11 protein-coding genes are annotated in these 12697 nt (G+C 65.0%); 4 read left to right on the top strand and 7 right to left on the bottom strand.

The annotated features are described in order from the left end of the window. Positions 1–8 precede the first annotated feature (8 nt). Complete coding sequence (locus LJ362_RS03055; RefSeq protein ID WP_264800701.1) at positions 9–377, top strand: universal stress protein; 369 nt, start codon at positions 9–11, stop codon at positions 375–377. On the opposite strand, the gene LJ362_RS03050 is transcribed toward LJ362_RS03055, so the two are convergent. Next, positions 346–1167: an isocitrate lyase/PEP mutase family protein gene (locus LJ362_RS03050; protein ID WP_264800700.1), complete on the bottom strand. Its 822-nt coding sequence runs from the start codon at positions 1165–1167 to the stop codon at positions 346–348. The two genes, LJ362_RS03055 and LJ362_RS03050, sit on opposite strands and share 32 nt — an antisense overlap. A gap of 103 nt (positions 1168–1270) precedes the next feature. Here LJ362_RS03050 and mgtE point away from each other — a divergent pair, with 103 nt between their 5' ends. Next, positions 1271–2638, top strand: a complete 1368-nt coding sequence (gene mgtE / locus LJ362_RS03045; RefSeq protein WP_264800699.1) for a magnesium transporter — start codon at positions 1271–1273, stop codon at positions 2636–2638. 22 nt (positions 2639–2660) lie between these two features. Here the strand turns inward: mgtE and LJ362_RS03040 are convergent, their stop codons facing one another. Beyond that, positions 2661–4448 (bottom strand): ABC transporter ATP-binding protein, encoded by a 1788-nt coding sequence (locus tag LJ362_RS03040; protein WP_264800698.1) that lies wholly within the window; start codon positions 4446–4448, stop codon positions 2661–2663. Then, positions 4445–6196, bottom strand: coding sequence for an ABC transporter transmembrane domain-containing protein (locus LJ362_RS03035; protein ID WP_264800697.1), 1752 nt, complete (start codon positions 6194–6196; stop codon positions 4445–4447). The genes LJ362_RS03040 and LJ362_RS03035 overlap by 4 nt, the downstream gene beginning before the upstream one ends. A gap of 83 nt (positions 6197–6279) precedes the next feature. On the opposite strand from LJ362_RS03035, the gene LJ362_RS03030 reads away from it, so the two are divergent. Then, positions 6280–7164 carry an oxidoreductase gene (locus LJ362_RS03030; RefSeq protein WP_264800696.1) on the top strand — a complete coding sequence of 295 codons (885 nt, stop codon included), beginning with the start codon at positions 6280–6282 and terminating at the stop codon, positions 7162–7164. A gap of 35 nt (positions 7165–7199) precedes the next feature. Continuing rightward, positions 7200–8273: an amidohydrolase family protein gene (locus LJ362_RS03025; protein WP_264800695.1), complete on the top strand. Its 1074-nt coding sequence runs from the start codon at positions 7200–7202 to the stop codon at positions 8271–8273. A gap of 112 nt (positions 8274–8385) precedes the next feature. On the opposite strand, the gene LJ362_RS17060 is transcribed toward LJ362_RS03025, so the two are convergent. Genes LJ362_RS17060 through LJ362_RS03010 form a run of 4 tightly spaced genes read right to left on the bottom strand, consistent with a single transcriptional unit; the run spans position 8386 to position 12582 of the window. After that, entirely contained in the window at positions 8386–9279 is an 894-nt protein-coding gene (locus LJ362_RS17060; protein ID WP_413774223.1) for a GntR family transcriptional regulator, read from the bottom strand. Between the two features lie 59 nt (positions 9280–9338). Beyond that, positions 9339–10364 (bottom strand): 4-hydroxythreonine-4-phosphate dehydrogenase PdxA, encoded by a 1026-nt coding sequence (gene pdxA / locus LJ362_RS03020; RefSeq protein ID WP_264800694.1) that lies wholly within the window; start codon positions 10362–10364, stop codon positions 9339–9341. Beyond that, positions 10364–11611 (bottom strand): four-carbon acid sugar kinase family protein, encoded by a 1248-nt coding sequence (locus LJ362_RS03015; RefSeq protein ID WP_264800693.1) that lies wholly within the window; start codon positions 11609–11611, stop codon positions 10364–10366. Before LJ362_RS03015 ends, pdxA begins: the two co-directional genes overlap by 1 nt. After that, on the bottom strand, positions 11608–12582 hold the full coding sequence (locus LJ362_RS03010; protein WP_264801762.1) for a 2-keto-3-deoxygluconate permease: 975 nt from the start codon (positions 12580–12582) through the stop codon (positions 11608–11610). The genes LJ362_RS03015 and LJ362_RS03010 overlap by 4 nt, the downstream gene beginning before the upstream one ends. Positions 12583–12697 lie beyond the last annotated feature (115 nt).

Raw genomic sequence — 12697 nt, 5'->3', positions numbered from 1 at the left:
GAGCCCCCATGTCAGTCGCCGTCGCCGTCACCGACAGCCCCGAGGGCCGGCTAGCCCTCGAATCGGCCGTCGCCGAGGCGCAGAACCTCGGCACCGGGCTGCTGCTCATCAACCTCACCCTCCATGACTTCACCGAGGATGAGATCCCCTCCGGACTCGAGGTCACCGTCATCAATCGGTCCGGCCGCGGTGATCGCGACCCGGTCACCGCCGTCATCGACGAACTGGGCGATCACTCGGAGGTCGATCGTCTCGTCCTCGGTGTCCGCGCCCGCTCGCGCGTGGGCAAGATGATCCTCGGGTCGGTCGCGCAGCGGCTCATCCTGCGCTCCCCCGTTCCCGTGCTCACCGTCCGCCAGGACGCGACCGGACGCTGACTCGGTCCAGTTCGGTGAAGGCCCGGTACGAGAGCACGTTCTCCGCCTGTGCGGGGCGGTCGTCGGCGAGCACCTGCAGAGAACTCAGCGCCCCCGACATCGCCGCGCGATAGAGCAGCGATCCGGTGCTGATCCTGGCCACCCCCGCCTCGGCGAGGTCCGACTTCGAATACCGCGGGCTGGCCAGGACATTGACGGGAACCCGCCGACGGCTGGTGATCGTCTCGATCGTTGCCAGATCGAGGCTGCCGGGCACGAAGATCCCATCGGCTCCGGCATCGACGTAGGCATCGATGCGTTCGAGAACCTCGCCGAGGCTGTCCTGGCCGAGCCAGAATGTGTCGATCCGTGCGTTGACGAACAATGCGGGGAACGCCTCCTTGATCGCCGTCACCTTCGCTGCGAGTACTGCGGGTTCGTGCATCTGTCCGTGGCGTGAGTCCTGGATATTGATGCCATCGACGAGGAGGCCGCCCGGACCGTCGGCGATTGCGAAGTTCTCGCGCACGATCTCGACGACGAACTCGGGGCCGTCTCCGTAGCCGTCTTCGAAGTCGCAGGTCAGCGGCAGGCCCGGCAGCGCCCGTCGCAGTTCGACGGCAAGATCCGCGGTTGCGATCAGGGTTTCCCGATCCTCATCGGCGGCGCCGATGGCCGCGGCGACGCCCAGACTCGTGGTTCCCACGGCTGGGTGCCCCGCCTCGGCGAATAATTGGGCGCTGGCCACATCCCAGGCGCACGGCAGGATGAACGGGTCGCCGGGGACGTGCAGTTCGCTGAAGGATTTCATGGCTCCATCGTAGGGCTGCGCGCTTCACGGCGTGGCCCGCTCCCGCCTCGTGCATGGCCTAGGCTTGAGGGCGGAAGTTTCCGTCCGAGGTGAGGGGGCATGCGTGGCCGATACGACAGAGGGCACCGAGGCGGCCGACCGACTCGAATCCGCACTCACCGGCAGGATCGATCCCGGTACTCTCGACGAGATCGCCGGTCTCGCCCGGCAGGTCCCGCGCGCCGAGATCGCTCGCCTCGTCCATACCTCGACCCCGCTGCAGTCGGCGATGCTCTTCCGCGTGCTGACGAAGGAGGAGGCTCTCGATGTCTTCGAGGACCTGCCTCCGGCCTACCAGGCCGAACTCATCGGCAATCTCCGCGAACCCGAGGTTGCCGATATCGTCGAGGGCCTCGACCCCGATGATCGCGCCGAACTGTTCGGCGAACTGCCCGCGAGCGTGGCCAGCCGCCTGATGAAGGGGCTGACCCCGGACGAGCGGGAGATGACGTCCGCGGTGCTCGGATACCCGAAGTCAGCGATCGGTCGGTACATGTCTCCGGAGGTGCTCGGCATCCACGAGGATTGGACGGCGGCCCAGGCGATGGAGGTCGTGCGCGCCCGCATCGACGGACCCGAGACCGTCTACCTGCTGCCTGTCGTCGGTCCCGGCAGGGTGCTGCGGGGAGTGGTGTCGCTGCGCAACCTGCTGGCCGCCGATGAGGACACGATCATCGAGGACATCGTTCGTGATTCGCTGAGCACTCATGCGCTGACGGACCGTGAGGAAGCCTCGCGTGAGTTCCTCTCCCACCGGCTCATCGCGATGCCGGTGACCGATCAGGAGGAACGGCTCGTCGGCATCCTCACCATGGACGACGTCCTCGATATCGTCGACGAGGAGGACGCGGAGGATCTCGCCCGCGGGTCCGGTACGGAACCGCTGGATCGCTCCTACCTGTCCTCGACGATCATGCGTCTGGTCAAGAGCCGCATCGTATGGCTGCTCGTCCTCGCCGTATCGGCGATCCTCACCGTCCAGGTCCTCGAAGTCTATGAGGACCGACTCGATCAGGTCGTCGTCCTCGCGCTTTTCATTCCGCTGCTCACCGGCACCGGTGGCAACACAGGCAACCAGGCGGCCACCACCGTCACCCGAGCCTTGGCCGTCGGTGAGGTGCGCGTCCGCGACCTCGGCCGAGTCATCTGGAGAGAACTGCGCGTGGGCGCGGTACTCGGTTCCGTGCTCGGCACATTGGGTTTCGTCGTCGCCGGACTCGTCTACGGTTGGGCGATCGGCCTGGTCATCGGGCTGACGCTGCTGTCGGTGTGCATCATGGCCGCGACGGTGGGAGGGCTGATGCCGATCATCGCGAAGAAGGTCGGAGCGGATCCGGCGGTGTTCTCCAACCCGTTCATCTCCACGTTCTGCGATGCCACGGGCCTCATCCTCTATTTCACGATCGCCACGACGGTGCTCGGCCTGAGCTGATGACGCGGGCTGGGCAACGACCTCAGCCCGACCACGCCTCCCACAGCTCGGCGTAGCGGCCGCCCGCACCGACGAGTTCGGCGTGGGTGCCTTCCTCGACGACCTGCCCGTGCTCCATGACGAGGATCCGGTCGGCTTTCTCCGCTTGGCTGAGCCGGTGGGCGACGATGAGCGCACCACGGCCGGAAAGGGCCGCCTCGGCGGAGGACTCGAGGACATGGGCTCCGGCCGATCCCGCCTCGGCGGTGGCTTCGTCGAGGATCGCGAAGTCCGGGTCGGCGACGACGAGGCGGGCGAGCGCGATCGTCTGCTCCTGAACCGCGGACAGGCGGACCCCGCCCTCCCCGATCTGCGTGTCGAGGCCGTTCGGCAGGGATGTCACCCACCCGGCGCCGACCACGTCCAAAGCCTGCCGCACATCGTCGTCGCTCGCGTCCGGACGCGGCAGGGTGATGTTGTCGCGCAGGCTGCCGGAGAAGGTGTGCACCTCCTGCGCGACCATGGCAATATGCCGGCGCAGCGCGGATTCGTCCATCGATCCCACCTCCACCCCGTTCGCCGAGGCGGCCCCGCCATCCGTCAGCTGTGCCCGTCCGTGACCGGGTGCGGACAGTCCCGCGGCGATCTTCGCCAGCGTCGTCTTCCCGGCACCGGTGGTGCCGACGACCGCGATGTGCTCACCCGGCGCGATGCTCAGGTTCACCCCGCGCAGCACGTGATTGTCCGTATCCGGGTCGGTGTCGTAGGAGAACCACAGGTCCTCGAGCACGAGCCACGGGGCAGCGGGTGCGGCCTGGGCCGAGCGCTTCGGCACGGTTCTGGCTTCGTCGATGACTCCGACCATCCGGGTCAGGGAAGCGCCGGCCGATTGGACCTGGTCGAAGAGTCCGACGAGGGCGCCAATGGGGTTGAAGAGGCGGTGGAAGACCAGAGCCGCCGTGGTCACGGCGCCGGCGGTGGACTCCCCGAACCAGACGAGGACGAAGCCGGCGGCCAGCAGCAGAGAGAGCACGACCGCCTCGGCGCGGTTGTTGCGGCCGAAGGCGCGGGTGACGAACCGGAAGACGTCGATCGACAGGTCGCGGGCATGCGCGGAGGCGGAGTCGATGCGTCGCATCTCCCCTGCCTCGGCACGATAGGCACGCAGGGTAGCGCTGCCTGTGAGCCCGCCGAGCAGGCGCCCGGCACGCCGTCCGAAGGCGGCGCGTTCTTCTTTGTAGATGGGTTCTGATCTGGGCAGATACCAGCGCAGAGTGAGCCAGTACATCGGCACGGCGACGAGCCCGGTGAGGCCGAGACGCCAATCGATGGCGGCCAGACCGAAGGCAGAGACCACGACAACGAGGAGGGATTCGACGACGAGCGGCAGCACTTGGCCGGCGGCCTCGCCGATCTTGCGGGAGTCGTCGGCGACGCGGGAGATGAGGTCGCCGGTGCCGGTGCGTTCGATCCGCTGGGACTCGAGTGTCAGGGCTGAGTTGACGACTTCGGTGCGCAGTTCGGCGACGACGGGCATCGCGATGCGGGCGAGCGCCCAGGCGCCGATCCATGTACCGGCAGCCATGACGATGCCGGCGATCGCGACGGCGATGGCGCAGGCCCACACGAGTTCGGGGCCGGCTCCGGCGGGGAGTTCGTCGACGAGACGGCCGATCGCCCATGGCCCAACGAGCCCGGCCCCGGCATTGGCCAGTCCCGCGACGACGAGGATGACGATCCAGCCGGCTCGACGGCACAACAGCGGGGCTAGGTGGGCGAAGGAGCGACGCCGCGAGGCGATCGTCAGGGTGGGGTGCGTCGGTGCCGTCATCGGGTCAGCGCATCTCTGTAGGCCTCGGCGCTGTCGGTGTCTGTCTCGAGGAGATCGGCATGGCGGCCGAGGAGCAGCGGGCCTGACGTGGGGCGATAGATGACGGTGTCGGCGGCTGCGAGGAAGGCCGGGGATGAGGTGAGGATGATCGTGGCCTGTTCTCGGCTCCGGCGGCGCAGTCGGCTGAGCCCGTGAGCAATCCTCGCTTCGGTGACCGCGTCGACGGCGGTGGTGGGTTCGGCGAGGACGAGGATCTGCGGGTCGGCGTTCAGGGCTCGAGCCAGGGCGACGCGCTGCCGCTGACCGCCGGAGAGGTTCCCGCCGAGTTCCTGGATCCGGTAGCCGAGGCCTCCGTCGACGAGGTCGAGCAGCTCGTCGACTCCCGAGGCGGTGAGCACCTCCGCCGAGATCGGCGGGTGTTCGACTACGTCTGTGCGGTCGTCGGTGTCTGCGCTGTCGTCGGCGACGACCATCGTGATGTTCGATCCGATGGTGCCTTCGAACAGGTCGACGTCGTGGGGTGCGACGAGCATCCGGGCGGGGCCGAGGTTCCTGGCGTGGGAGGTCAGCTCAGCCAGCAGCACGGCAGCGTCCTCGGCGTCGTCGGAGACGATGCAGGTCAGCGCTCCCCCGGCGGTGGTGAGTGCCCGGGACTCGGCGGTCGACGGCCATCCGGTGATGGTGATTCCGGATTCGGTGGTGGTCACTCTCGGGCGGATATCGGCGGCATCACGGGTGGTGGGGGCCGCCTCGGCGAGAGCGTCTGTCGTATCGGTGCTGGCCGCAGCATCGAGGCTGGTGAGCAAGCGAGCGATCCGTTCGGCGGCGCCATGGGATTGGGCGAAGAGGCCGACGATGTCGGCGAGTGCGCGCATGGGCTCGGTGAGGAACGCGGTCATGCCGAGGATGCCGATGAGGGCGCCGACGCTCATCTGGCCGTCGATGAGGCGCAGGCCCGCGACGATAAGGACGATCGCCAGCACCGCGGACATGACGAGCGCACCGAGACCGGCCAGGCGTCCAGTCCTCTCACCTGTGGCGATGCCGGCGTCGGCGGCCGCATCGGAGGTCGCGCGGTAACGCCGCACCGCCCACGGCTCGCCTCCCATCGCCTTGATCACGCGCAGTCCGTGCATGAGGTCAGACGCCGAGCGTCCGGCGGAGGCAACGGCTTCGAGCTGCGCGGTCGCACGCGCGGAGACGGACCGGCCGGGCAGGGCGACGACGATCAGTCCGATGGGCACGGCGATGAGGACGACGAGTCCGGTCACGGGGTCGGCAATGAGGAGGAAGACCGCGGCGGTGATCATGCCCAGCACCGAGGCGATGCCGCGTCCAGCCTGCTGGAACGACGCGGCCGCGGTGTCGGCATCGGCGGACGCGATGGACAGAACCTCGCCCGAGGTGCGGTCGGTTGGAAGGCTCGGGGCGGTCAGCGCCGCGTGTGTGATCTCGACGCGCAGGGCGTGGGCTTCGTGCTCGCGGGCGGAGTTGCACAGACGTGCACCGAAACGGTAGCCGAGGCTGAGTACGGTGAAGAGGAGGCCGAGGCCGATGATGGAGATGACGAGAGCCGGGATCGACAGCGGGATGATCGCCCGGTCGACGATGAAGCCGATCGCCACCGGCACGAGAGCTTCGCAGACCTGCCAGACCGACAGGGCCCCTGCTCCGCCGAGCAGGGGACGGATGCGCCGACGGGCGGCTCGGCGCAGAATCTGCGCACCGGTTTCAGGGGTCTTCGGCACGAAGGCTACCCTAACAAATTCGGCGGTGGGGTGGCGGCTCCGTTGGACAGCTGACTGCCAGGGCGGAAATCTAGGATGGCTTCATGACTTCTCCGATCGACTTCGGCATTCCCGATCTCACAGGGCGCACGGTCCTCATCACCGGCGCGAACAGCGGACTCGGCCGGGTGGCTGCCCGGGTTCTGGCGGGCAGAGGCGCTCATGTCATCCTGGCAGTCCGCAACCGCGCGAAAGGTGAAGCCGCCGCGGAGACGATGCCCGGCAGCACCGAGGTGCGTGACCTCGACCTCGCCGACCTGTCATCGATCCGCGACTTCGCTGCGGACTTCACCGATCCGATCGATCTCCTCATCAACAATGCGGGGATCATGATCCCGCCCCTCTACCGGACCGTCGACGGGTTCGAATCGCAGTTCGGGACGAACCATCTCGGTCACTTCGCTCTGACGAATCTGCTGCTTCCGCAGGTGCGTGAGCGCATCGTCACCGTCGCCTCCATCGCCCACCGGTTCGGCACGATCGATTTCGACGACCTCCAGTGGACCGGCCGATCGTATCGGCCGATGGCCGCCTATGGTCAATCGAAGCTGGCGAACCTGCTCTTCACCAATGAACTCCAGCGCCGGCTGTCCGAACGGTCATCCTCGGTGATTGCGACGGCCGCCCATCCGGGGATGGCGGCGACGAATCTCTTCGGCTCCAGCGACGACAACTCATTGGACGCGCGAGTCAGCCGTGCGTTCACCCGAGTGGTCGCTCAGAGCGAGCAGAACGGGGCACGGCCGATCCTCTGTGCCGCTGTCGCCGATCTGCCCGGCGGCAGCTACATCGGGCCGACCGGTCCGTTCGAGATCCGCGGAAAGCCGGGGTACGCATCCCGTTCGGCGAAGTCCACCGACACCGAGGTGGCCCGCCGACTGTGGGCGGTGTCCGAAGAGCTGACCGGGGTCACGTTCCCGGAACTGTGAGGATTGCAGTTTACTGCGGTGACTAGGGTGGGTCCATGATGACTCTGCGCAATGTGCACATCATCGATGTCGACTCCGCTGCCATCGGCGATGCCGTCGACATCGACTTCGCCGACACGATCACGACAACCCGCCCTGCCGAGGACCCGTCTGCGGAGTCGAACGGATTCGTTCTGCCGGGACTCATCGACACCCATGTGCACCTGAAATCGCGGGAGCCGCTCGCCGGCGCTCTTTGCTCGGGGCTGACGACGCTCGTCGATCTCGGGACGCATCCGGACTCGCTTGTCGACGATTTCCGGTCCGACCGCGGAATCCCGGGGATCGTCAGCGCCGGATCGGCCGCCTCGGCGCCGGAGAGCTCACAGATCGAGGTGATGGGATTCCCCGTCGGATCCGGTGTCACGGGGCCCGACGATGCCGAGCGGTTCCTTGACTGGCGGGAGGCCGGCGGAGCCGATCTCATCAAGATCATCATCGAGGATCCGGACGCCACCGAGGTGCCCGCACTCGATATCCCGACGCTGCGGACGCTCGTCGACGGAGTCCATGACCGGGGCCTGCTCACCGTCGCCCATGCGGTCACTCCGGGGGCGTTCGATCGCGGCCTCGAGGCTGGTGTCGATGTGCTCACCCATGTCCCTTTCGGGGCACGGCTGAGCGAGGCGACGATCTCTCGGATCGTAGAGACGGGCACCATCGTCTCCCCCACCTTGGTGATGATGCGTGCGATTGCCGACGCCCGCCTCGGCGAGCATGCCGATTCCGCGTTCGCTCTCGCCCTGTCGAATGTGCGCGCCCTGCACGCTGTGGGAGTGCGGATCATTGCGGGCACCGATGCGAACGAGACGCCGTTCGCGCCCGTGCCCCACGGGGCGTCGCTGCACGGTGAGCTCGGCTACCTGATCGACGCAGGGATGACTGCCGCCGAGGCGATCCGGTCGGCCACCTCGGGCGCAGCCGATGCGCTCGGGTTGAGTGACCGGGGGCGGATCGTCGAAGGCGGTCGTGCGGATCTGCTGGTCCTCGGGACCGATCCGCTGGCTGATCTGGAGGATCTGCGCACCCCCGCCGAGGTGTGGGTCGGCGGGGTGCAGGTCAGCAGCTGACCTGGGGTACCGGCCGATCGTGGCTCGGATCAGCTCTGCGGAAGACTTGTTTCCCGGTGATGCGGCGGCCGAGTCCCCCGAATAGTTAACTCATCAATAAGTATCCAGCGATTCACCTTTGAGACTCATCTGAGATACGCGTAGCAAATTCTGTCAAAGACTCAGCGAGTCGGAGTGCGCTGGCGCTCAGTCCCAAGGCTTCGTCTGGCGAACTGTGTGGATTCACGCTTCCTGATTTGAACGAGCGCGAACCGTCCTGGGCGCTGGCCCCTGCATCGACATCGAAAACGACCTGATCGCCTCTGTGCCATGTGCAGAAGTATTCTACGGCTGACCCTGCAGAATCGAGACTGGTGCCTTCTAGCACCAGCAATGGAGCGCCGATTGGCACGGACATTTCGGCAGCCACAGATCCCGAAGCTGCGACTGCTCGCACTTGCCTGCGCCCAGCGGAAACGGGGACCCCATAACGCGCTGCGAGAGTCGCGTGCAGAGAGACATTCACAAGGTCGCTGGCCTGCAGTCCCGGCACAGTCGACCTTGCCAACCACGTGTGGATAAGTGCAATCGGCTCGGTTCCGACACTGCGCAGACGCAATATTGATACGAGATCCGAAGTCCCTAGAGCCGCCTCTGCCCGAGGATCAGCATCGCTCTCGAGGCGAAGAACTTCGGTAGTAACTACGTCGTCGGAGGTAGCGATCTGAGCAGACAGTCCAGACATCTTCTGAACCGCCCGGTGATGCTCATGCTTCGGCGCAACAACGCTTCCGTGTCCTCGGCCTCGTTGGATCAGACCATCACTGGTGAGCCCCGACAGCGCCTGCCTGACTACCGACCGGGAGATTCCAAATCGCTCCTGGAACTGAGCTTCAGTAGGCAATCGAGTCCCAGGAGGCAGCTGACCACCTGCAATTGCAGTTCGCACCGTATCGCCTAGTTGCCTGTGCAATGGGACATCGGACGCAGGGTCGAGTCTGGTGGGAGACTGATCATCGATCCACATGATTCTCCTCTGTCCGAACGGAGACCTTCGGCTGACTCACCCGGCCGGATCAGAATATCTCACATCACTTGCGCGGCATCCCACACGACACCCCATTCGGGTGCCAGAGCAGCGGCGCGTTCGATAGACAGTACAAGGCTGGCCTCGCGTGCGATTCCCCGACCCGCGATATCGAAGGCAGTGCCGTGGTCGACGGACACGCGAACTACGGGCAGGCCGACTGTGATGTTGACTCCGTCATCGCCGTAGACAGCCTTGAACGGAGCGTGACCTTGGTCGTGGTAGCAAACGACAACGAGATTGACCTTGCCGCGCACCGCAGAGGGAATGAGAGCATCGCCAGGGAGCGGCCCCTCGACGTTGAGCCCGGAGTCCTTCGCCGCGGCGACGGCTGGCGCGAGCACATCGGCATCCTCGTTACCGAACAGGCGGTTCTCCCCAGCGTGCGGGTTGAGTCCGGCAAGTCCGATCAGCTCGTCCGGAGTACCCATCGATTTGGCAAACGCGCCTGCGAGTTTGAGGACGCTGAGCGTGCGATCGTAGGTGATGTCCTCGATCGCCTGGCGCATTGATACATGTGTGGTCAGGTGAAAGAAATAGAGGTCTCCCGCGGAGAGGACTAAAGAGTAATCCTTGACACCGAACTCATGGGCAAGCAGCTCGGTGTGGCCGGGGAACTGGTGACCGCCAGCGTGCATCGCGGCTTTGTTCAGCGGTGCAGTGACGATGCCGTCAACGTCCCCGGCTTTGGCCAGTCGACACGCTTCGACGACGTACCGATAAGAACCGTCCCCCGCAGCTGCGCTGAGCTCGCCGACGACGACATCGCTCAGATCCTGACCGACCTGAACGACCTCCACGGTGCCTGGAATGTTGCGAGCTTCAGCAGGCGAGTTGATCTCTCGAACTGCCGAGGCTTCCCCTCCAACTGCTTCGACTCCGCGCCGGACCGAGGCCAAATCGCCGATGACGACCGGCACACACTTCTCACGCAGATCGTCGTGTCCGAGAAGTGACTTCGCGGTGATCTCGGGGCCGATCCCTGCAACGTCTCCCAAAGTGATGGCCAAAACAGGTAGTGACATTATTCTTTTCCTTCTAGCTCGATGCCAAGCAGATCTGCAGCGATGTGTGCAACATCAGGGAGGTGACCGAAGCCGCCGGCTTTCGTGACGACAGTTGTCCCGTGGCGATTCCCGCCGTCGATGGTGCCGATCGGGATGCCCTCCCGCACCGTCGAATGAATAAGAAGGCCGCGCGCGCCGAACCGGTTGAGCACTGCTTGCGCTCCTTCACCGCCCAACAACATGAGTCCTGTCGATGGATCCGACCCGGTGAGCTCGGCCGTTGTCTCCGCGATAAATTCCGCGACTAGGTCCGTGTGAACTGTCCGTCCAGCTGGGGCATCGATGACGACGACAGGCGCAGATGAGTCATCTGCGCGCACCTCTTCCAGCCATACTCGACGTGATTCCCGGTGCAGGATCTGCGTCAGATCAGGCTTCCAGACTTCGACTGTTCCAGCCATTGACTCAGTGAGTGCGACGATCTGCTCCCGGGTCACGGTGTGCAGAGAACTAGCCACGATAACAAGTCGACGGCAGCTCTGCACGACCCATTCTCGGGATTCCAGTTCTGAGCCCCAGACAGTTGAGAGAGCGGAAGCCAACCCAGCAGAGCCGACAGGAATGACGGTGCCGCCGAACTCTGCGACCACCTCCGCAATGGCACTGAGATCGTTGTCAGTGCGAGCGTCCACAGTCAGGGACGCGGCGCCCGAGTCCTGGGCTCTTTTGATGGCACGCCTCAGCTGCTCGTGCTCGATGAAGCCGTTGAATGCTTCGCTGTCAGGCAGGATTTCCGCTACAAATGAGGTTGTCACCGGCGTGACCGGGTCGTTTCCAATGGCTGTCTCGTCGACCGGGACACCGTCGACGAGCAGCCTCCCTCCGATGACGGTCCGACCCATCGCCGGGTAGGCAGGGCAGACAAGGGCCACCGCTTCCGGTTGTCTAGTCTTCCATCCAGCCAGGGCGCCGTCGATCTGCGCGGCGACGGAGCCTCTCAGGGTTGAGTCGATCTTGAGGAAGAGGCGCTGATCTTGACCAGCGGTACCCGTGAGCACTGCGTCCCGCGTCAGTTGACTTGCTTCGTCGTCGTTCATGGCACGAGCGTCGGTGACTCGTGCACTCACCGTCCCGTTCGACTGATTCTCGCTGACGGACTCGTCGAGTTGCAGTCGCGCCTGCCAACCGGCACGTGCGAACTGCACGGACGCATCAGTTGCTCCAGTCAGGTCGTCGGCGACGACCAGGACTGCCGGGGTGGTCACAGTCCCTCGGGGCGCAGCGGCGCTGACTGGGTATTCTCGTCCTGAACTTTGAGTCCGCCCTCCCGTTTGAGAACCCAAGCAGCGAGGAGCGGAGCGAGAACGGCGGAGACGAGAACTGCCGAGGCGACCTGGGCTGTTGCGACTTCGACGTAGGGTTCGAATGTCGGATCAGCGCCAGCGATGATCGCAGGGGTGGCGATGGCGTTTCCTGCCGTCGTCGCCGAGGCAATTCCGATTCCGGACTGATTGCCTCGACGGAGGATCCACCGGTATCCGAAGTACGCCAGAGTTCCGGTGAAGAGAGTGGCAAAAGCGCCGACCAGAAGGCCCGAAAGACCACCAGTGACAACGTTTCCGAGATCGATTCCGGTTCCGAGGGCAAAGGCGAAGAACGGGATCACCATATTCGGAATCGGACGCATGATCTCGGTCCACTTCTCATCAAGATTGCCGACGATGATACCGAGAACGAGCGGGATCACTGCAGCCAAAAGCAGAGTGTAGGGAATGTCGGCAAGTCCTGCCGCGCCGAGAAAGAGCATTGAGAAGAAGGGACCATCGTTGATGGCTGAAGCCATATACGCTCCCCGATCACGGGCATCTCCATAGCGACCGGCGAAGGCTAGCCACAAACCGCCGTTGCTGTTGTCCATGGTGACGATCAGCGCGAGGATCGAAACTCCCAGGATTCCATCGATTCCGACGAAATGCCCCAGGAGGACAACCAGCGCTGCGGGGACGAGTGATTTCGTCAGGAGAATCGTTCCTGCTGTGGCCAGAACCGGGCCCGAGGTCTTCAGCGTGATCTGCATCCCGGTTGCGAAGATGAGGATTCCGATGAGCGGCAGAGCCGAATCTTTGAATAGCGCTGTGGTGAAGTTCCCAAGGTCAAGGAATCCGGGGAAGAAGGTCCCGACGATAGAGCCGAGGATGAGCGGAATGAGCATGATTCCACCCGGAATCCGATTCATCCCATCGAAAAGCGGAATGCGACTTTTGATCTGCGATTCGGCAACCATGACGAATCCCCTTTGCAAGAAGTGATGTGAGAGCATCATCGTTAGTTTGTACGTACACAGTGTACGT

The sequence above is a fragment of the Brevibacterium sp. JSBI002 genome (genome assembly GCF_026013965.1).
In the GTDB taxonomy this organism is placed as follows: Bacteria; Actinomycetota; Actinomycetes; order Actinomycetales; family Brevibacteriaceae; genus Brevibacterium.
Note: the sequence above shows the minus strand (reverse complement) of the source record. Positions and strands in the feature narration are given on the sequence as shown.

Excerpts from the sequence above, each read along its gene's own strand:
- LJ362_RS03055 (WP_264800701.1), top strand. The coding sequence starts at position 9 with ATGTCAGTCGCCGTCGCCGTCACCGACAGCCCCGAGGGCCGGCTAGCC.
- pdxA (WP_264800694.1), bottom strand. The coding sequence starts at position 10,364 with ATGTCACTACCTGTTTTGGCCATCACTTTGGGAGACGTTGCAGGGATC.
- LJ362_RS03050 (WP_264800700.1), bottom strand. The coding sequence starts at position 1,167 with ATGAAATCCTTCAGCGAACTGCACGTCCCCGGCGACCCGTTCATCCTG.
- LJ362_RS03040 (WP_264800698.1), bottom strand. The coding sequence starts at position 4,448 with ATGACGGCACCGACGCACCCCACCCTGACGATCGCCTCGCGGCGTCGC.
- LJ362_RS03025 (WP_264800695.1), top strand. The coding sequence starts at position 7,200 with ATGATGACTCTGCGCAATGTGCACATCATCGATGTCGACTCCGCTGCC.
- LJ362_RS03030 (WP_264800696.1), top strand. The coding sequence starts at position 6,280 with ATGACTTCTCCGATCGACTTCGGCATTCCCGATCTCACAGGGCGCACG.
- LJ362_RS17060 (WP_413774223.1), bottom strand. The coding sequence starts at position 9,279 with ATGTGGATCGATGATCAGTCTCCCACCAGACTCGACCCTGCGTCCGAT.
- LJ362_RS03010 (WP_264801762.1), bottom strand. The coding sequence starts at position 12,582 with ATGAATCGGATTCCGGGTGGAATCATGCTCATTCCGCTCATCCTCGGC.